This is a genomic window from Mesorhizobium sp. M0227 (genome assembly GCF_040321855.1).
Classification (GTDB): domain Bacteria; phylum Pseudomonadota; class Alphaproteobacteria; order Rhizobiales; family Rhizobiaceae; genus Mesorhizobium.
Genome location: NZ_JAMYSJ010000004.1, coordinates 1 through 18,825, shown reverse-complemented (window position 1 = coordinate 18,825; position 18,825 = coordinate 1). Strand labels below are relative to the sequence as shown.

At 63.4% G+C, this 18,825-nt stretch carries 17 protein-coding genes and 1 pseudogene; 9 read left to right on the top strand and 9 right to left on the bottom strand.

Going from position 1 to position 18,825, the window contains the following annotated elements:
* The first annotated feature begins 15 nt into the window (after positions 1-15).
* Genes NKJ00_RS07505 through NKJ00_RS07490 form a run of 4 tightly spaced genes read left to right on the top strand, consistent with a single transcriptional unit; the run spans position 16 to position 6,992 of the window.
* Positions 16-2,469 carry a GcvT family protein gene (locus NKJ00_RS07505; protein WP_352629334.1) on the top strand — a complete coding sequence of 818 codons (2,454 nt, stop codon included), beginning with the start codon at positions 16-18 and terminating at the stop codon, positions 2,467-2,469.
* Positions 2,466-3,371: a homocysteine S-methyltransferase family protein gene (locus NKJ00_RS07500; protein WP_352609498.1), complete on the top strand. Its 906-nt coding sequence runs from the start codon at positions 2,466-2,468 to the stop codon at positions 3,369-3,371. The genes NKJ00_RS07505 and NKJ00_RS07500 overlap by 4 nt, the downstream gene beginning before the upstream one ends.
* A complete protein-coding gene (locus NKJ00_RS07495; protein WP_352629332.1) occupies positions 3,364-4,545 on the top strand; it encodes a pyridoxal phosphate-dependent aminotransferase in 1,182 nt (393 codons plus the stop codon). The genes NKJ00_RS07500 and NKJ00_RS07495 overlap by 8 nt, the downstream gene beginning before the upstream one ends.
* Positions 4,542-6,992, top strand: a complete 2,451-nt coding sequence (locus tag NKJ00_RS07490) for a GcvT family protein (RefSeq protein WP_352439851.1) — start codon at positions 4,542-4,544, stop codon at positions 6,990-6,992. The genes NKJ00_RS07495 and NKJ00_RS07490 overlap by 4 nt, the downstream gene beginning before the upstream one ends.
* 101 nt (positions 6,993-7,093) lie before the next feature.
* Here NKJ00_RS07490 and NKJ00_RS07485 read toward each other — a convergent pair whose 3' ends face one another.
* From NKJ00_RS07485 to NKJ00_RS07455, 7 genes are all read right to left on the bottom strand, one after another.
* Complete coding sequence (locus NKJ00_RS07485) at positions 7,094-7,681, bottom strand: NAD(P)H-dependent oxidoreductase (protein ID WP_352439850.1); 588 nt, start codon at positions 7,679-7,681, stop codon at positions 7,094-7,096.
* Positions 7,681-8,262, bottom strand: a complete 582-nt coding sequence (locus NKJ00_RS07480) for an NAD(P)H-dependent oxidoreductase (protein WP_352439849.1) — start codon at positions 8,260-8,262, stop codon at positions 7,681-7,683. Before NKJ00_RS07480 ends, NKJ00_RS07485 begins: the two co-directional genes overlap by 1 nt.
* 205 nt (positions 8,263-8,467) lie before the next feature.
* Positions 8,468-9,871, bottom strand: coding sequence for an FAD-binding oxidoreductase (locus NKJ00_RS07475; protein ID WP_031213523.1), 1,404 nt, complete (start codon positions 9,869-9,871; stop codon positions 8,468-8,470).
* Positions 9,871-11,169, bottom strand: a complete 1,299-nt coding sequence (locus NKJ00_RS07470) for a cytosine deaminase (RefSeq protein WP_352439848.1) — start codon at positions 11,167-11,169, stop codon at positions 9,871-9,873. Before NKJ00_RS07470 ends, NKJ00_RS07475 begins: the two co-directional genes overlap by 1 nt.
* 4 nt (positions 11,170-11,173) lie before the next feature.
* Positions 11,174-12,025 (bottom strand): ABC transporter permease, encoded by an 852-nt coding sequence (locus tag NKJ00_RS07465; RefSeq protein ID WP_352439847.1) that lies wholly within the window; start codon positions 12,023-12,025, stop codon positions 11,174-11,176.
* Entirely contained in the window at positions 12,012-12,839 is an 828-nt protein-coding gene (locus NKJ00_RS07460) for an ABC transporter ATP-binding protein (protein WP_352629328.1), read from the bottom strand. Before NKJ00_RS07460 ends, NKJ00_RS07465 begins: the two co-directional genes overlap by 14 nt.
* 12 nt (positions 12,840-12,851) lie before the next feature.
* Entirely contained in the window at positions 12,852-13,856 is a 1,005-nt protein-coding gene (locus NKJ00_RS07455; RefSeq protein WP_352629326.1) for an ABC transporter substrate-binding protein, read from the bottom strand.
* Between the two features lie 265 nt (positions 13,857-14,121).
* Here NKJ00_RS07455 and NKJ00_RS07450 point away from each other — a divergent pair, with 265 nt between their 5' ends.
* From NKJ00_RS07450 to NKJ00_RS07435, 4 genes and pseudogenes are all read left to right on the top strand, one after another.
* Positions 14,122-14,505 (top strand): RidA family protein, encoded by a 384-nt coding sequence (locus tag NKJ00_RS07450; protein WP_352629323.1) that lies wholly within the window; start codon positions 14,122-14,124, stop codon positions 14,503-14,505.
* A 54-nt stretch (positions 14,506-14,559) separates the two neighbouring features.
* Entirely contained in the window at positions 14,560-15,363 is an 804-nt protein-coding gene (locus NKJ00_RS07445) for a creatininase family protein (protein ID WP_352629321.1), read from the top strand.
* A 169-nt stretch (positions 15,364-15,532) separates the two neighbouring features.
* The gene (locus NKJ00_RS07440; protein ID WP_023812358.1) at positions 15,533-15,787 is read left to right on the top strand and encodes a type II toxin-antitoxin system ParD family antitoxin; all 255 of its coding nucleotides are present in this window, start codon (positions 15,533-15,535) and stop codon (positions 15,785-15,787) included.
* Positions 15,787-16,063, top strand: a pseudogene (locus NKJ00_RS07435) (type II toxin-antitoxin system RelE/ParE family toxin). The gene NKJ00_RS07440 and the pseudogene NKJ00_RS07435 overlap by 1 nt, the downstream one beginning before the upstream one ends.
* A 43-nt stretch (positions 16,064-16,106) precedes the next feature.
* On the opposite strand, the gene NKJ00_RS07430 reads toward NKJ00_RS07435, so the two are convergent.
* Complete coding sequence (locus tag NKJ00_RS07430; RefSeq protein WP_352629319.1) at positions 16,107-16,616, bottom strand: tyrosine phosphatase family protein; 510 nt, start codon at positions 16,614-16,616, stop codon at positions 16,107-16,109.
* Positions 16,613-17,662: a threonine-phosphate decarboxylase CobD gene (gene cobD, locus NKJ00_RS07425; RefSeq protein WP_352609479.1), complete on the bottom strand. Its 1,050-nt coding sequence runs from the start codon at positions 17,660-17,662 to the stop codon at positions 16,613-16,615. The genes NKJ00_RS07430 and cobD overlap by 4 nt, the downstream gene beginning before the upstream one ends.
* Here cobD and cbiB point away from each other — a divergent pair.
* Positions 17,661-18,629 carry an adenosylcobinamide-phosphate synthase CbiB gene (gene cbiB, locus NKJ00_RS07420; RefSeq protein WP_352439842.1) on the top strand — a complete coding sequence of 323 codons (969 nt, stop codon included), beginning with the start codon at positions 17,661-17,663 and terminating at the stop codon, positions 18,627-18,629. The two genes, cobD and cbiB, sit on opposite strands and share 2 nt — an antisense overlap.
* Positions 18,630-18,825 lie beyond the last annotated feature (196 nt).

Here is an 18,825-nt window from a genome sequence, read left to right as displayed (position 1 = left end):
AGTTTGGAGAAGAACATGGCGGGTTTGCCGAGCACGGCGCGCGTGGTGATCATCGGAGGCGGTGCCGTCGGCACCTCCTCGCTCTACCATCTCGCCAAGGCGGGCTGGACCGACTGCGTGCTCTTGGAAAAGAACGAGCTGACTTCGGGCTCGACCTGGCATGCCGCTGGCAACGTGCCGACTTTCTCCTCGTCCTGGTCGCTGATGAACATGCAGCGCTATTCGACCGAGCTTTATCGCGGGCTGGCCGACGCGGTCGACTATCCCATGAACTATCACGTCACCGGCTCGCTGCGCCTTGCCCACACGAAAGAGCGCATGCAGGAATTTCAGCGCGCCAAGGGCATGGGCCTCTACCAGGGCATGGACATCGACATTGTCGGTGTCGACGAGATCCAGCGTCGCTATCCCTTCATCGAGACGCATGACCTGAAAGGCGCGCTCTACGACCCGAGCGACGGCGACATCGATCCGGCGCAGCTCACCCAGGCGCTGGCCAAGGGTGCGCGCGACATGGGCGCGAAGATCATCCGCTTCTGCCCGGTCACAGGCGTGCGCCGTGAGAACGACGAATGGGTGGTCGAGACGGCACAAGGTGAGATCCGCTGCGAGATCGTCGTCAATGCCGCCGGCTACCGCGCCGCCGAAGTCGGCCGGATGTTCGGCCGCGACGTGCCGATGATGGTGATGAGCCATCAGTACATTTTGTTCGAGGAGATTCCCGAACTGGCGGCATGGTCGAAGGAACAGGGGAAGAAACTGCCGCTGCTGCGCGACGTCGACACCTCCTACTATCTTCGCCAGGAGAAGAACGGCATGAATCTCGGCCCCTATGAGCGCAATTGCCGCGCGCATTGGGCCACCCACAACGACCCGATGCCGGAGGATTTTTCCTTCCAGCTGTTCCCCGACGATCTCGACCGGCTCGAACATTATCTGGCCGACGCCGTCGCCCGCGTGCCGATCCTGGGCACCGCCGGCCTGTCCAAGGTCATCAATGGCCCGATCCCCTACACGCCGGACGGCAATCCGCTGATCGGCCCGATGCCCGGCGTTCCCAATGCCTTCGAGGCCTGCGTCTTCACCTTCGGCATCGCCCAGGGCGGCGGCGCCGGCAAGGTGCTGGCCGAATGGGTGACAGAGGGCCAGACCGAATGGGACATGTGGTCATGCGACCCGCGCCGCTTCACCTCCTTTGCCGCGGCGCCGGACTATTGCGTCGCCAAGGGCATGGAGATCTACGGCAACGAATACGCCATCCAGTTCCCGCGCCATGCCTGGCCGGAAGGCCGCGACCGCAAGCTGTCGCCGATCCACGATCGCATCAAGGCGCTCGGCGGCCGCTTCGACGCCTATAATGGCTGGGAGCGCGCCACCTGGTATGCGCAAGAGGGCGATGATATTTCAGAGGAAGCGACGCTGACCTTCCGCCGCGAAGGACCCTGGCACCATCGTGTGCGTGAAGAATGCCTGGCCGTGCGCGATGCCGCCGGCATTTTGGACCTGCCGGGCTTCTCGCGCTTCAACCTCGAAGGCCCGGGTGCCGCCGAATGGCTGAGCCTGCAGGTCACTGGGCTGGTGCCGAAGCCAGGCCGCATCGGCCTGGCCTATTTCGCCGACGACAAGGGCCGTATCGTCACCGAAATGTCCGTGGTGCGCCACGACGACAACCTGATGACGCTGATCACCGCGGCGGTCGCGCAATGGCATGATTTCGAGTGGCTGAAATCGCGCATGCCTGAAGATGCGACCTTCAAGCTGATCGATCGGACCGAGGAATTCTCGACCCAGATCCTGGCAGGCCCGAACTCGCGAAAAATCCTCGCTGATGTCTGCGAAGCCGACCTCACTCTGCCATGGCTGACGCATCAGGAGACAAAGATCGCCGGTCGCTGGGCCAAACTCGTGCGCGTCTCCTTCGCCGGCGAACTCGGCTGGGAAATCCACACCAGGATCGACGACACCGCCGCCATCTTCGATGCCATCTGCGCGGCGGGACAACAGCATGGGCTGAAGCCGTTCGGCATGTATGCGCTGGATTCGCTCAGGCTCGAAAAAGGCTACCGCACCTGGAAGGGCGACCTGTCGACCGACTATTCGATCCTGCAGGGCGGGTTGGAGCGCTTCGTCAAATGGGACAAGCCCGACTTCCGCGGCAAGGCGGCACTCCAGAACGAAAAGCAGCAAGGCGTGAAGAAGCGCTTCGTCACGCTGGTGGTGGAAAACCCCGGCGATTGCGACGCTCCGTCAGTTTCTACACTCTGGCATGACGGCAAGATCGTCGGCGAGACGACGTCGGGCGGCTGGGGTCATCGCATCGACAAGTCGATCGCACTCGGCATGCTGCGCGCCGACCTGGCCGAACCAGGTACATCAGTCGAGGTCGAAATCTTCGGTGACCGCTTTCAGGCGATCGTGCAGAAGGATGAACCGCTGTGGGATCCGAAGAACGAAAGGCTGCGCGCATGAAGAAAATCATCCTCACCGATGGCGGGATGGGCCAGGAACTGGTCCGCCGCAGCAAATCCGAGCCGACACCGCTTTGGTCGGCCAGGGTGCTGATCGACGAACCCGATTTGGTGCGCGACCTGCACGCGGAATTCATCCGTGCCGGCGCACGTGTCATCACCATCAACACCTATTCTGCGACACCCGAACGCCTGGCGCGCGAGGGCGCGGAAGACCTCTTCAAGCCATTGCAGAAGCGCGGCATCGAATTGGCCAGGCAGGCCCGCGACGAGGCCGGCGATGCAGCCATCGCCGGCTGCCTGTCGCCGCTTTTCGGCAGCTATGCACCGGCACTGACCATTTCCTTCGAGGACACGCTCGATATTTACCGCCACATCGTTGCCGAGCAGGCCGATGGCGTCGACCTGTTCCTGTGTGAAACCATGGCGTCGGCGGACGAAGCCCGCGCGGCGGTCACCGCGGCATCGGAAAGCGGCAAGCCGGTATGGGTGTCGTGGACGCTGGCCGACCACGGCAAGCCACGGCTGCGCAGCGGCGAGACAATAGCCGCCGCGGCAGGCGCGCTCGATGGCCTGGCAGTCGCCGCGCGGCTGGTCAATTGCTGCCGGCCGGAAGCAATCGCCGCGGCTTTGCCTGAACTGATCGACCTCGGCGGCCCGGTCGGCGCCTACGCCAATGGCTTCACTTCAACCGAAGCACTCAAGCACGGCGGCACCGTCGATGTGCTGCACGCCCGTCACGACCTTGGCCCGGATGCCTATGCCGACCAGGCGATCGGCTGGGTCGAGGCTGGGGCAAGCATCGTTGGCGGCTGCTGCGAAGTCGGACCGCCGCACATCGCCGCCCTGCGCGACCGGCTCGAACAGGCCGGCTACGAAATTTCGGGAGTTTTGCATGCCTAGACCATCATCGCGTATTTCCGGCATCGTGCCTTCGGGCAAGGACGGCTGGGAAGTCCATTTCGCCGCCTGGACGCGCAAGGAGGCCGGCGAAGACATCATCATGCTGTCGGTCGGCGACCATGATTTCGACACGCCTTCGCAGACCATCGAAGCCTGTGTGACCGCGGTTCGCGGCAGCAATCATCACTATACCCCGCTTCCCGGCTTGCCGCGCCTGCGCAGGGCGATGGCGGCGGCCTCGACCGCCTGCACCGGCGTCGAGACGTCGCCGGATCAGGTGATCGCCACACCGGGTGGCCAGGCCGCACTCTACGCCGCCGTGCAGGGCGTGCTCGACCAGGGCGATCACGCCATCGTCGTGGCGCCCTATTATGCCACCTATCCCAACACGTTCAGCGCCGCAGGCGCTGATTTCACCGTCGTTGAGACACCGGCCGAGGATGGCTTCCAGCCGCGTGCCGACATGATCCGCGCGGCAATCCGGCCGAACACGCGCGCCGTCCTGATCAACACGCCGAACAATCCGACAGGAGCTGTCTATTCGCGCGAGCGGCTGGAGCAGTTGGCAGAAGTCTGCCGGGAGCACGACCTCTGGCTTCTGTCGGACGAAGTCTACTGGACGCTCGGCGGCGGCGAGCACGTCTCGCCGCGCTCGCTGCCAGGGATGGCCGAGCGGACGCTGGTCATCAATTCGATGTCCAAGAGCCACGGCATGACCGGCTGGCGCATGGGCTGGCTGACGGGACCGGAGGAGATGATCACGCTCATGATCAATCTCAATCTGGTGACGACCTACGGCCTGCCGGCCTTCATCTCGATTGCTTGTTCCGAGGCGCTGGAGAACCGTTACGGTGTCAAGGAGATCGCCGAACGTTACGCGGCACGCCGCACCGTCTTGCTCGACGCCCTGCGGGGCATGAACGATGTCACCGTGCGCGGTTCGGAGGGCGGCATGTATGTCATGCTCGACATCTCGGCCGTCGAACCGGACGACGAGAAATTCGCCTGGGCCCTGCTCGACAGCGAAAAGGTTGGCGTCATGCCCGGCTCCAGCTTCGGCGAAGCGGCCGCCGGCCACATTCGCATCAGCCTCTGCCAGCCCGAACCCGTGCTGCAGGAAGCTGCACTTCGTCTGCGCCGCTTTGCTTCCAGCTACCGTCGCGAGGCAGCATGACCGCCAAGGCAATTCCCGCCAAAGCAAGAGCGGTCATCATCGGCGGCGGCGTTTCCGGCTGTTCGGTCGCCTATCACCTGGCCAAGCTCGGCTGGACTGACATCGTGCTTCTCGAACGCAAACAGCTGACGTCGGGCACGACATGGCACGCCGCCGGCCTGATCGGCCAGTTGCGCGGTTCGCAGAACATGACACGGCTGGCCAAATATTCCGCCGATCTCTACGTCAAGCTGGAAGCCGAGACCGAGGTCGGCACCGGCATGCGCCAGGTCGGTTCGATTACCGTGGCGCTGACCGAGGAGCGCAAGCACGAGATCTACAGGCAAGCGTCGCTGGCGCGTGCCTTCGATGTCGACGTGCGTGAGATTTCGCCCAGGGAAGTCAGCGAGATGTACCCGCATCTCAATGTTTCCGATGTCGTCGGTGCCGTGCATCTGCCGCTCGACGGCCAATGCGACCCCGCCAACATCGCCATGGCCCTGGCCAAGGGCGCGCGCCAGCGCGGCGCCACCATCGTCGAGAATGTGAAGGTCACCAAGGTCCATACCAAGGCCGGCCGCGTCAGCGGCGTGTCCTGGGCACAGGGCGAAGACCAAGGCACGATCGAAGCCGACATCGTCGTCAACTGCGCCGGCATGTGGGCGCGCGAACTGGGAGCGCAGAACGGCGTCACCATCCCGCTGCATGCCTGCGAGCATTTTTACCTCGTCACCGAACCGATCCCCGGCCTCACCCGTCTGCCGGTGCTGCGGGTGCCGGACGAGTGCGCCTACTACAAGGAGGACGCCGGCAAGATGATGCTGGGCGCCTTCGAGCCGGTGGCAAAACCCTGGGGCATGGACGGCATAAGCGAGGATTTCTGCTTCGACCAGTTGCCGGAGGACATGGAGCATTTCGAGCCGATCCTCGAAATGGGCGTCAACCGCATGCCGATGCTGGCAACCGCCGGCATCCACACCTTCTTCAACGGTCCTGAGAGTTTTACGCCCGACGACCGCTACTATCTCGGCGAGGCGCCGGAGCTGTCCGGCTACTGGATGGCGACCGGCTACAACTCGATCGGCATCGTCTCCTCCGGCGGCGCCGGCATGGCGCTGGCGCAGTGGATCAATGACGGCGAAGCCCCGTTCGACCTGTGGGAAGTCGACATCCGCCGCGCCCAGCCGTTCCAGAAGAACCGCCGCTATTTGAAGGAACGCGTCTCGGAAACGCTCGGCCTGCTCTATGCCGACCATTTCCCTTATCGGCAGATGGCGACCTCGAGGAATGTCAGGCGTTCGCCGCTGCACGAGCATCTGAAGGTGCGCGGCGCCGTGTTCGGCGAAGTCGCCGGCTGGGAGCGCGCCAACTGGTTCGCCCGCGAGGGCCAGGAGCGCGAATACCGCTATTCCTGGAAGCGCCAGAACTGGTTCGACAACCAGCGCGAAGAACACCTCGCGGTCAGGAATGGCGTCGGCCTGTTCGACATGACCTCCTTCGGCAAAATCCGTGTCGAGGGCCGCGACGCCAGCGCTTTCCTGCAAAGACTGTGCGCCAACCACATGGACGTCGCGCCGGGCAAGATCGTCTACACCCAGATGCTCAACCAGCGCGGCGGCATCGAGAGCGACCTGACGGTTTCGCGGCTGTCGGAAACGGCTTTCTTCCTCGTCGTCCCCGGCGCCACGCTGCAGCGCGACCTGGCTTGGCTGCGCAAGCACGTCGCCGACGAGTTCGTCGTCGTCACCGACGTGACGGCGGCCGAAAGCGTGCTCTGCCTGATGGGCCCGGACGCAAGAAAGCTGATCCAGAAGGTCAGCCCCAACGATTTTTCCAATGATAAAAATCCGTTCGGCACGTTCCAGGAAATCGAGATCGGCATGGGCCTGGCCCGCGCCCACCGCGTCACCTATGTCGGCGAACTCGGCTGGGAACTCTATGTCTCGACCGACCAGGCGGCTCATGTCTTCGAGGCGATCGATGAGGCCGGCGCCGAAGGCGGCCTGAAGCTCTGCGGCCTGCACACGCTGGATTCCTGCCGCATCGAAAAGGCCTTCAGGCATTTCGGCCACGACATCACCGATGAAGACAATGTGCTGGAAGCCGGCCTTGGCTTTGCGGTGAAGACCGCCAAGGGCGACTTCATCGGCCGCGATGCCGTGCTGCGCAAGAAGGAAGCCGGCCTGTCACGCCGGCTCGTCCAGTTCCGCCTGAAGGATCCAGAGCCCCTGCTCTTCCACAACGAAGCGATCCTGCGCGACGGCAAGATCGTCGGCCCGATCACTTCAGGCAATTACGGCCATCATCTCGGCGGCGCGGTCGGGCTAGGCTATGTGCCATCCGAGGGCGAGAGCGAAGCGGATGTGCTGGCTTCATCCTACGAAATCGAGATCGCCGGCGAGCGCTTTGCGGCGGAAGCCTCGCTGAAGCCGATGTATGATCCGAAGGCCGAGCGGGTGAAGATGTAGCGCCTCTTACCCTCCCCCTTGTGGGGAGGGTCGGCTCGCGGTCGGAGCAGAGCGGAGATTGCGGGACGGGGTGGGGATAGCGCCCTACGAGACCCCGCTTCTCAAAACCGCTCCAGCTTTGCCCGCACCTTCGCCAGAAACGCCGCCCTTGTTGCCGGCGTCGAGGCATCCATCAAATAGTGCGCCAGGAAAAACGTCCGGCAGCGCGCCGCGCATAGCGCCCGCATGCCGCGCAGCAGGGTCTTGCGCCCCGGCTGGCCGACGACGACGCTCCACCAGGTCGGCGCGCCGCAGGTGGTGATGACGCCAACCTTGGTTACATGCGTCATCAGCGACTTGATCCGCCCCTTGCCGGCCGGCAACTTGAAGGCGACGTCCGTCGCCCACACCCGGTCGAGCCAGCCCTTCAGCATCGCCGGCAGCCCGTACCACCAGGTCGGATAGACAAACAGGATCGCTTCGGCCCAGTTGAGCAGCTCGAAATGCGGCTTCAGCGCCGGGTCCTGCGGCGCCTGGTCATTGTAGGAGCGTCGCTCGTCGCAACCCATCACCGGGTCGAATTTATCGGCGTAGAGGTCGAGCAGCCGCACCTCCCAGCCTCGTCGCATCAGCACGTCGATGGCGGTGTCGCGAATTGCCGCACAGAAGCTGTCCGGCACCGGATGGCAGTAGACCACCAGCGCGCGCATCAGAAGGCATCCATGCTGGCCGCGACCTTGGCCATGAAGGTCTTGCGCGTGCTGTCGGTCGACAGATTCATCGAATAATGCGCAAGATAGGTCACCGGCGCGCCCGGTTTGACGGTGGCGCGCAGCATGCGCTTGATCAGTTTGCGCGGCGGATCGCCCATCAGCATGGCGCGGAACCGGCTGCCGCCATAAGTGGTCACCGCCGCAACCTTGCGTATGTTGTGCAGCGACGGCTGCGCCTTGCCGTCGACCAGCTTGAACGACACGCCGGGAAGGAAGACGCGATCGAAAAAGCCTTTCAGTATCGCTGGAAAGCCATAGTTCCAGACTGGATAGGAAAGCACCAGCGCATCGGCTCGCAGCAGGCGTTCGACATAAGGTGCGGCAGCGTCAGCGGCGCCGCGCGGATTGTGGTAGTCCAGCCTTTCCTGCCGCGTCATCCGCGGATCGAAATCCTCCGCGTAGAGGTCGCAGTCATCGACCGTATGGCCCGCCGCCGTCAACCGCTCTACGATCATGCGGTGCAGGCCGGCATTGAAGCTGGTCTCGACCGGATGGGCGTAAAGGACGAGGATGTTCACAGGGGAATATCCCCTAGGTCAGTGCGAGGCACCCCCCTCTGCCCTGCCGGGCATCTCCCCCGCAAGGGGGGAGATCGGACTGCCGTATCGCTTTCGCTAACTGTCGACGCCGCAGAATGGTCGCGACTCAAAGGCTGCCAATCTCCCCCCTTGCGGGGGAGATGTCCGGCAGGACAGAGGGGGGTACTCAAGCGCAAACCTCTCCTCATCCCACTCTCTGCAGCCCCTTGAACAAAAAAGTCCGACCCGAACGGTAGTCGTAGTCCGGGTTCTCCCAGGCGATCATCTTGCCGGGGTTGAGCAGGCCTTGCGGATCGGTCTCGCGCTTGAAGGCGAGCTGCACCGCGTCGGTCTGCTTCATGCCGCCCTCTTCCAGCGTGTAGCGATGCGGGTTGAAGATCGGGCAGCCATTCTCCTCATGCAGGCGCACGATCTCGTCGAGCCGAGCCTCGCTGGTGAACTTGACCAGCGGCAGGCCGAAGCAGGTGATGTTGCCGTCCAGCCGCACGAATTCCAGATGCGAGAAAACCTCGCCCGGAAACATCTTGTCCATCTTTTCGACCAACGCGAGCTGGTTGGGAAAGGGATAGAGCGACTGCAGATAGGTAATCGAAGGATCGACGCGCAGCGCCCTCAGCGTCGTGTGGTTCCAGGCCAGCTCATAGGCCGGCGGCAGCCCCTTCTTTTCGTCCAGCGTTGCGGTTGCGGCATTGTAGATCACCTCGCCACCGGCCCGGCCGGTGAAGGCCAGTAAAGCGTCCAGCCCATGCCGCGCCACCATGACGACGCAGATGCTCTGCCCCTGCTGCAGGAATTTCTGGTGCCGCTTGAAATAAAGCTGTGGCACGGGTGCCGCTATCGGCGTGATCAGCTTGGTCAGGATACCGTCCTGGCACGCCAGTGCATTTCCATAGCGGGCCGCATCCATGAAAGCGTCGAAGCCGACGATGACGTCGATCCATTCATAAGCCGCGGTCAGCGGCATCTCGACCTCCGATATGATGCCGTTGGTGCCGTAGGCATGGGTCACCTTGTGCAGATCCTCGCCGGTGAGTTCGAGCGCTTTCGGCTCGGCCTCCATGGTCACCACGCGCAGCCGGAGCACATTGCCGAAATCACGCAGGCCACCGAAATTGATCGAGCCGACGCCGCCCGAACCGCCGGCGATGAAGCCGCCGATCGAAGCGGTGTTGTAGGTAGAGGGCGATAGCCGGAGTTCCTGCCCGGAATGCGCTCGCGTTGCCTTGTCGATATCGGCCAGAATGGCCCCCGGTCCGGTCACGACGCGACCCGGGGCGATCGACTTGATCTCGTTCATCTCGGCAAGGTTGAGCACGACGCCGCCGGAGAGCGGCATCGCCTGGCCGTAATTGCCGGTGCCGCTGCCGCGCGGTGTCACCGGCACGCCATGGCGATGACAGGCGGCAAGCACGCGGATCAGTTCGGCCTCGTTCTTCGGCGTCACGATCAGATCGCCGGTGACATGGTCCAGTTGCTGCTTCAGCACCGGGCTGTACCAGTAGAAGTCACGGCTCTTCTGCTGGACGATGGCCGGATTGTCGTCGACCTTGAGCCCGTCAAGATCGCGTTTGAGCGCCGAAACGTCCATCATTCCACCATCAGTTCGTCGAGTTCGGCATAGTCGGGCAATTGCCGGTCGATCGCCTTGCCGCCGCGCACCACGATGCGATCCGATTCGGGCCGCGAGAGCAATTCCGTCCAGCTTCGGCCTTTGAACAGGACAAAATCGGCATCGCCGCCGGCGGCAAGCGTGCCGAAGCCATCAAGCCGCATCACCTTGGCCGGCGTCGCGGTGACCGCTTGCGGCCAGTCGGCGACCGGATGATCGAAGTGCAGGATGCGCGTCGCCATGCGGTAGACCTCCAGCATGTCGAGGTCGCCATAGGCATAAAATGGGTCACGCGTATTGTCGGATGCGACGGCAACCGCAATGCCCCTCGCCTTCATTTCGTGCAGCAGCGTCACACCACGCCAGCGCGGCGTGGTGCCGTCGCCGCGCCGATCCTGCAAATAGAGATTGCACATCGGCAATGAAACGACGGCTAGCCCTGCCTTCGCCACCTTGTCCAGCGTGTCGAGCACGTCGAGGTCCGGCTGGCGCGCAAGCGAGCAGCAATGGCCGACGAGGATCTTTCCTTCGAAACCGTTCCAAAGAGCGGCCTCGGCGATCTTCTTCAGCGATATGGCGGAGATGTCATCGGTCTCGTCGGCATGGAAATCGAGATCGAGGCCATGCTTGATCGCTTGCGCGAAGACATGGTCGAGCAGTTCTTCGAGGTCCGGCACCATATAGGTGACGACACCGAGCACGCCCTTTGCCGCGGCAACCCTCTTTGCCAGCCTGTCGAACCACTTTTTGTCGCGTACGCCTTCGATGCCGAGCAAACAGGCGCCCTGCAACTCGATGCGGCCGCGCCATGCCTCGCGCATCGCCTCGAACACCGGCCAGGAGATTTCCTCCTGCGGCGCGACGCTGTCGAGATGCGTGCGCAGCGCCCTGGTGCCATGGGCGTAGGCTGAGCGCAGCGAGAAATCCATCCGTTTCGCAACGTCCTCGGCGCTCCAGCGTGCCACACGATCGGCGCCGGCGGCATTCAGCGCGCCCAAGAACGTGCCGTCGGGATTGGGCTTTCGCGGCCAGATATGGCCCTTGTCGATATGCGTGTGGCTGTCGACGAAGCATGGCAGCACGATGCGGCCGCCAAGATCGACGGCATCAGCAGGCGCTGCACGACCGTGGGCGGCAATGCCTGCGATTTTGCCGTCCGCGATAGTGACGTCGGCAAGCGCAAAGCCATCCCTGTCGAGAGCAGCGCCAAGGCCTGGGGTCAGGGATGCGTGAAGCCTGACATTGGCGAGCCGGTATGAACCTGTGTTCGGAATCAAGGGCCTAGCGCTCCTGCTTCAGTGCGCTTTCGTGCCAGCGCCGCAAAATGAGATGCGAAATCAGCGACAGCACGAGGAAGATCAAAATGCCGGTCAGCGAGATCAGGAACAGCGCCGCGAACAGCCGCGGCGCGTTGAGCCGGTAACCGGCCTCGATGATGCGCGAGGCAAGGCCGGACGACTGGCCGGTGGTGCCGGCGACGAACTCGGCCACCACCGCGCCGATCAGCGACAGGCCGCCGGCGATCTTCAGCCCGCCGAGGAAATAGGGCATCGCGGCCGGCAGCCTGAGATAGCGCAATTGCTGCCAGCGCGTCGCGCCATTGAGCTTGAATATGTCGCGCAGATTGCGGTCGACGGAGTTGAGGCCAAGCGTGGTGTTGGACAGGATCGGAAAGAAGGCGACGATCCAGGCGCACAGCAGAAGCTTGGTCGTCTGGTCGTTCACATAGATGTTGATCAGCGGAAAGATCGCCACGATCGGCGTCACCTGCAGCACGATGGCGAAGGGAAAGAACGACATCTCGACCCATTTCGATTGCGCGAACAGCACCGCCAGCCCGACCCCGCCGACGACCGCCAGAGCCAGGCTGAGGAAGGTGATGCGCAAGGTCACCAGCAGCGAGGAAAACAGCAGGCCGGCGTCGTTGTAGAGCGTCCACAGCACCACGCCCGGGCGCGGCAGGATGTATTGCGGAATCGCGTTCCAGACGCAGATGCGATCCCACAGCCAGATCGCCAGGATCATGATCGTTAGCGGCAGCAGCCAGCGGCCGATCCGTTCGAACCGCTCTTGGCGCACGCGGCGCGCTTCCTCGGGGTCGAGTTCGAGCACGCGCTCGTCAATGGCCGTCATGATGCGCGCCTGCTGTTGAATTGATGGCCTTGACCAGCACATCGGAGGCCTGACGGCACAGCGCCGCATAGTCGGGCGAGGTGCGAAACGCCTCGTCGCGCGGATAGGAGGCCTCGATGGCGAGTTCGTCGAACACCCTGCCCGGCCGCGCCGCCATGACGACGACGCGGTTGGAGAGGAACACGCTTTCAAAGACGCTGTGGGTGACGAAGACGACGGTGAAGCGTTCGTCCTGCCACAGCTCCAGCAGATCGTTGTTGAGCTTGAAGCGGGTGATCTCGTCGAGTGCCGCGAACGGTTCGTCCATCAGCAGCACGCGCGGTTTGGTCACCATTGCGCGCGCGATCGAGACGCGCATCTTCATGCCGCCGGACAGTTCGCGCGGCACCGCGTCTTCGAAACCGGTTAGATGCACCCGCGCCAGCATTTCCGTGATCGCCGGTGTCGCCTTGGCGCGCGAAATGCCTTTCAGCCGAAGCGGCAGCCAGACATTGTCGAAAACATTGGCCCAGGGCAGCAGCGTCGGCTCCTGGAAGACGAAGCCGATGTTCGAACGGTCAAGCGAGCCACCGCCGCGCCAGTCGAGCACGCCGGAGGTCGGCGTCGACAGGCCGGCGATCAGCCGCAGCGCCGTCGACTTGCCGCACCCCGACGGCCCAAGCAGGCTGAGGAAATCGCCTTCCCGGATGGTCAGGTCGACGTCGCTGAGCGCCGTCACGCCGTTGGAAAATACCTTGCCGACGCCGCGCAGCGCCAGAAGCGTCGGGGCCGTACCCGACACAGCCGGCGCTGGCGCCACTTTTTCCCTTATCATGCCGGGACCGGCCTATTTCTTCAGCTCGAGCCCGACGCCCTTGTTGATGAAGGTCAGCGTGTAGGCCTTCTTGATGTCGATGCCGTCGGGCGTGACCTTGGCCTTGACCATCTTGTCGTAGAAGCTCTTGATCCGCTCGTCGGTCATGGCGCCGATGCCGAGCTTTTCGGTGTCGCCGGAATCGGCCAGGCCGAACTTCTTCATCTGCTCGATCGAGAACGCGATCTGCTCGTCGCTCATGTCGGGATTGTCTTTCTTGATGAAGTCGTTGGCGGCCTTGTTGTCGCCGTAGAGATATTTGTACCAGCCCTTGGCGGAGCCATCGACGAAGCACTGGACCACCTCCGGCTTCTTGTCGATCGTGTCCTGCATCACCTCGATCGTGGTCGAGTAGGTATCCCAGCCATAGTCGGCGAGCAGGAACTGGTTCGGCACGAAGCCGCCTTCCTTCTTGACCGCGAACGGCTCGGAGGTGACGTAGCCCTGCTGGATCGACTTCTTGTTGGCGAGGAAGGGAGCGGTGTTGTAGGTGTAGGGCGCGCGCTTGGAGGCATCGAAGCCGAGTTCGATGACCATCCACTGGAAGAAGGTCTGCACGCCCTCGTCACCCAATATGTACTGGTCGGCGTTCTTCAGGTCCTCCCATTTGTCGAGCCCTTCGCCGGGATGGGACATGATGACCTGCGGGTCCTTCTGGAAATCCGCCGCCACCACCCGCATCGGAATGCCTTGCTGCACGGCATCGAAAGCCGACAGCAGATTGCCGCCCATGTAGAAATCGATCTTGCCGGCCAGCAGCATCGGCCGGCCGCTGACCTGCGGACCGCCCTGCATAATGGTGACGTCGAGGCCGCAGGCGGCATAGGTGCCGTCCGCCACGGACTGGTAATATCCGCCATGCTCCGGCTCGGCCAACCAGTTGGTGCCGAAGGTGACTTTCTCATTCGCAGCAGCACCCAGCGTGCTGGCTGCAAGCAGGGCCACAACCGCCACCGAGATCTTCTGTTTTCCGTACATCGACACCACCCTCTGTTTGCTCCGGCGCGCCACGCGCCAGGCTCGACACCAAAGATTCAAGAAGCAAGACACATGCCACCGGCGTCTGGCGCCGCGGCCGCCCGCTTGAAAGACGTTGCCATGCCAAGGGCGGACGGGTCATGCTGTACGGAAGGCATCGTGCCTATTTTTTGAACGGCTGTCCACAATCGCCCGGGCAACATGCACCGCCATCTTGAAGGTGTAGTGGGTCCGGCTTTAGGCTGACGGCATCCAGGAGATTGCCATGTTCAGATTCCTCACCCCGAAGTCGATCAAGCCGCCCTTTGCCCGCTACAGCCACGGCGTCGAGGTGCCGGCTGGCAAGCGGCTGGTGCTGTGCTCGGGTCAGGTCGCCATCACCGCGGACGACCAGATTCCCGAAGAGGCCGGCGCGCAGGCCGAACTCTGCTTCCGCAACATCGAAGCGATCCTCGGCGAAGCCGGCCTGGGTCTGAGGGATATCGTGCGCATCAACACCTATGTCACCGATCGCGCACATCTGCGGCCCTATATGGATGTCCGCGACCGGCTGTTTTCCAGCCCCGCGCCGGCCTCGACGCTGATGATCGTTTCCGGCTTTGCCCGCCCCGAATTCAAGGTCGAGGTCGAGGCCATCGCGGCCGGGTGATCGACAGACCGCGCTTGCCGCGCTAGGTCTGCCGGACCATTGAAGAGGCATGACATGACCGTACCCAAAAGACGTGTGTGGTGGGGCGACTACCGGACCACCGAATACGCCTCGATCGATCCGGAGGCGACGATCGCCGTGCTGCCGGTGGCGGCGATCGAGCAGCATGGGCCACATCTGCCGGTCTCTACCGACACTTCGATCATGAACGGCATGCTCGACACGGTTATTTCGCGCCTGCCCGACGATCTCGACATCCGCATCCTGCCGGTCCAGGCGGTGGGCAAGTCGAACGAGCATCTTCGCGCGCCGGGCACCCTCACTTTGCCGGCAACCACGCTGATAGAAGCCTGGACCGAGCTTGGCCTGTCGATCGCGCGCGCCGGCGTGCGCAAGCTGATCGTCGTCAATTCGCATGGCGGCAACGAGGAGATCATGGGCATCGTCACGCGCGAATTGCGCGTGCGCGAAAAGATGCTGGCGGTAAAGACCAGCTGGCAGCGCTTCGGCCGCCCGGCCGGCATGTACACCGAGCTCGAGGACCGCCACGGCATCCATGGCGGCGATGTCGAGACCTCGCTGATGCTGCATTTCCGGCCGGACCTCGTCGACATGGGCAAGGCCGACAATTTCGTTTCCAATGTCGCCAAGGCCGAGAAGGAATTCTCGCTGCTGCGCCACACCGGCACCCACGCCTTTGCCTGGATAGCTGGCGATCTCAACCCGAACGGCGTCGTCGGCGATGCCAGCATCGCAACGGCGGAGAAGGGCCGGCTGACGGCAGAATATCAGGCCGACGGCTTCATCAGCCTGCTGCGGGATGTCCGCAAGGCCAAGCTCGCGGACTGGTTGACGTAGCCTCCAAACCAGTGGTCTGGCATCGAAAGGCAAACGCTGTCCTCTTGAACAAACCAGGCGACGGAGGGCGGATCAGACAATCACGCTTTTGCACAAGAGATTTTCCGCACAAGAGATTTTGACAAACTTTGCCAAAATGGACCATACTGGACGGGATATGGAGGCCAGTATGGCAACGATGAACGTATCATTGCCCGACCCGATGAAGGATTGGGTTGAGGCGCAAACCGAAACGGGCCGCTACGCCAACGCGAGCGATTATGTGCGCGATTTGATCCGTCGGGATCAGGAGCGCAACGACAAGATTGCCGCCATGCAGCGCTTTGTCGATGACGGCTTGAAGAGTGGCATCGGCAATCGATCCAGGGACGCGCTTTTCACGGAGGCGGTTAAACGCGCTGAAAAGCCATCCGGCAATAGGTAGTGGGATTTTGCCTTTCTTTAGCCGCGGAAGAGGACATCGTCGGTATTGCCGAGCAAGGGGTGCGCCTGTTCGGCGCTGTGCAGGCCAGACAGTATCATGACGAGTTGTTCACGATCTTTGACCTGATCGCTGCCAGTTCCCGAATAGCGCGGGAGCGGCTTGAATTGGGGGCCACCGATGCGTATCCATCCCTTCAAAGCCCATCTTGTCGTCTACCGGATCGAAGCCGACGACGACGTGTTCATTGTCCGGGTACGTCACGGGCATGAAGATTGAGCGAATGAAGGCACTCGATAATCGAACAACGACATGGGGGCAGCTAGGTGTCGATCCTCAGCGCAAAGGGCGTGCCTTCAAAGGCATCCGCACCGCGGCCGATCGATTCAATCGCCTCGATCATGCGGCCGTTGCGATCAAGCAGCGCATCGGCCACCGCGATCAGCCGCGGATTGGGTGTTGCCGAGGGCGACAGCGCCCGCAGCGTCCGCGCCAATTCGGCCTCGTCGCGTTTCGGCGCCAATGCGGCCGCGATGATATAGGCCGAAGCCGTCGAGCGGCTGATGCCGGCATAGCAATGCACGAGCATCGGCCTTGCCCGGACCCAGCGGCGCGAAAAATCGAGCAGGTTACGGACATGCTCCTCGCCCGGCATGGTCATGCCGTCCTGCGCCGCCGCGATGTCATGCATGACCAGATGCAGATGGTTTTCTCGGGCGATCGACGCCGGACGGACCACCTCCGTTCCGGCGGCAAGCAACGACAGCATGCGGTCGGCGCCGGTCCTGGCCACCGTTTCCTCGATCTTTGCCAGCGAACAGACATGGATCATTGTTTCGAACCCTTCGATTGATGCTCGCGCCGCGACGCCCATTCGGCAAGAGCGGTCTCGAGCCGCTGCCATTCCTCCTCACTTCCCGGCAGGCCGGCGCGCAGAACGTCAGGCCGATCGGCAAAATGGCGAAGCAGGATGCCGCGCTCGCCGAGCGCGGCAAACAAATCGGCGGCATTGGTCAAACTGAGGAAACGATACAATGTGGTGCCGCCCGCTACGGGTACGCCGAAGCGGGCCAACAGCGCGTCGAGCCGCGCCGATGCGCCGGCAAGAGATGATCGCATCGCGTCCTGCCAGTCGATGTCGGCAAGCGCGCGGATGCCGTATTCCAGCGCCGGGCCGGCGACGGCCCATGGCCCGAATTGCGTCTCAAGCCGTTCGACCGTCGCTACATCGGAAAGTGCAAACCCGAGCCGCAGCCCGGCCAGGCCGAAGAACTTGCCGAACGAACGCAGGACGACGATACCGCCCTGGCCGACATCGCCGCAGAGGCTATGCTCGCGCGGCCCAACATCCATGAACGCCTCGTCGACAACCAGCAGCCCGCCCTTGGCGCGCAATCCGGCAGCCAGAGCCAGCAACCGGTCGCGCTCGATGACACGTCCATCCGGATTGTTCGGATTGACGATGATGGCAAGGTCGGCGTCCGCCAGGTCAGCGAAATCGCCGACCTCGGTCACCGCGTGCCCGGCGATCACTGCTGCGCGGGCATGTTCGGCGTAGGTCGGACCCAGCACCAGCGCCCTTCCGGGGGTAATCAGCGAGGCGACGCGCGGCAACAGGATCTGCGTGCCCGGTGCCGCCACGATGTTGGCTGGCGACGGCGCCCCATAGGCACTGGCAGCGATCTCTGTCAGCTCACGCGTGCGCGCGGCTTCCGGCAACCGCGACAGCGAGGTGGCGGGCAGGTCGAAAAGCGGGTAGGAGTGCGGATTGATACCGGTCGAGAGGTCGACGAATGGCAGCAGGGCGTTGGGAAAAAGCCCCCTCGCGCGGCCAAGACTTCCACCATGGTCCACAACCGCCCCATTAAGAAGCTTCATGTCAGTCCTGATCGCTTTCCTGTCATTGGCCGTCGAATTCGCCCTCGGTTACCCCGATTGGCTGTTTCGCGCCATCGGCCATCCGGTGACGTGGTTCGGCAGGCTGATATCCTTTCTCGACCACAGGCTCAACCGCGCCACTGATCCCGACGCGCTGCGTCGCAAGCGTGGTGTCCAGGCGCTGCTGGTCATCGTGCTGGTGCCGGCGATAATTGGCCTGGGCGTGCAGATCCTGTTCTGGTTTGTTCCCATGGGCCTCGTCATCACGGCCCTTCTGGCAACGTCGCTTCTGTCGCAAAAGAGCCTCTATGAGCATGTCGAGGCGGTGGCTGACGCGCTCGACACCGGCGGCCTGGCTTTGGGCCGCGTTGCCGTTTCGCGGATCGTCGGCCGCGACCCTGAAACGCTCGACAGGGCCGGCGTCTGCCGCGCGGCGATCGAGAGCCTGGCCGAGAATTTCTCTGACGGCATCGTCGCCCCTGCCTTCTGGACCGGCGTCGGCGGCCTGGCCGGCGGCGCCGCCTACAAGGCCGCCAACACCGCCGATTCGATGATCGGCCACCGCACCCCGCGCCACGAGGCGTTCGGCTGGGCAGCGGCGCGCTTCGACGACTGGATCAATCTGCCGGCGTCGCGGCTGACGGCGCTGCTGATCGTGCTGGCGGCGTTCCTCGTCAAAGGCGCTGATGCGAAAAATGCCTGGCATGCGGTATTGCGCGACGCGAAAAAACATCGCTCACCCAATGCCGGCTGGCCGGAAGCGGCGATGGCTGGCGCGCTCGGCCTGGCGCTCGCCGGGCCGCGCAGCTACGGCGGCGTCCTGGTCGACGACGTCTTCATGGGCGAAGGTGGGCGGCGCGAAGCCGACAGCCTCGACATCAGGCAGGCGCTGAAACTCTATCGCGTTGCCGACTATCTGCTGATCGCCCTGTTCGGGTTGGTTTCGGTCGTTGTCATCGTGACGTGATCTCACGCTCCCCCTTGTGGGCAGGGCTATCGCATATGGAATTCCTGAGATGTCTGCCCGGCACGGACCCCCACCCCTAGCCCCTCCCCACAAGGGCGAGGGAGACTTCCGGGTAGTGTGCTGAGAGTTCTGCAAATTCGCTGAGAGAGGGCGGTCATGGCAGGCTGGTGATGTTCAACGTCACCGATTCCCGCGA

Coding starts and splice junctions, on each gene's coding strand:
- NKJ00_RS07505 (WP_352629334.1), top strand. CDS start 16: ATGGCGGGTTTGCCGAGCACGGCGCGCGTGGTGATCATCGGAGGCGGT.
- NKJ00_RS07500 (WP_352609498.1), top strand. CDS start 2,466: ATGAAGAAAATCATCCTCACCGATGGCGGGATGGGCCAGGAACTGGTC.
- NKJ00_RS07495 (WP_352629332.1), top strand. CDS start 3,364: ATGCCTAGACCATCATCGCGTATTTCCGGCATCGTGCCTTCGGGCAAG.
- NKJ00_RS07490 (WP_352439851.1), top strand. CDS start 4,542: ATGACCGCCAAGGCAATTCCCGCCAAAGCAAGAGCGGTCATCATCGGC.
- NKJ00_RS07485 (WP_352439850.1), bottom strand. CDS start 7,681: ATGCGCGCGCTGGTGGTCTACTGCCATCCGGTGCCGGACAGCTTCTGT.
- NKJ00_RS07475 (WP_031213523.1), bottom strand. CDS start 9,871: ATGGACGTTTCGGCGCTCAAACGCGATCTTGACGGGCTCAAGGTCGAC.
- NKJ00_RS07465 (WP_352439847.1), bottom strand. CDS start 12,025: ATGACGGCCATTGACGAGCGCGTGCTCGAACTCGACCCCGAGGAAGCG.
- NKJ00_RS07460 (WP_352629328.1), bottom strand. CDS start 12,839: ATGATAAGGGAAAAAGTGGCGCCAGCGCCGGCTGTGTCGGGTACGGCC.
- NKJ00_RS07455 (WP_352629326.1), bottom strand. CDS start 13,856: ATGTACGGAAAACAGAAGATCTCGGTGGCGGTTGTGGCCCTGCTTGCA.
- NKJ00_RS07450 (WP_352629323.1), top strand. CDS start 14,122: ATGTTCAGATTCCTCACCCCGAAGTCGATCAAGCCGCCCTTTGCCCGC.
- NKJ00_RS07445 (WP_352629321.1), top strand. CDS start 14,560: ATGACCGTACCCAAAAGACGTGTGTGGTGGGGCGACTACCGGACCACC.
- NKJ00_RS07440 (WP_023812358.1), top strand. CDS start 15,533: ATGGCAACGATGAACGTATCATTGCCCGACCCGATGAAGGATTGGGTT.
- NKJ00_RS07430 (WP_352629319.1), bottom strand. CDS start 16,616: ATGATCCATGTCTGTTCGCTGGCAAAGATCGAGGAAACGGTGGCCAGG.
- cbiB (WP_352439842.1), top strand. CDS start 17,661: ATGTCAGTCCTGATCGCTTTCCTGTCATTGGCCGTCGAATTCGCCCTC.
- cobD (WP_352609479.1), bottom strand. CDS start 17,662: ATGAAGCTTCTTAATGGGGCGGTTGTGGACCATGGTGGAAGTCTTGGC.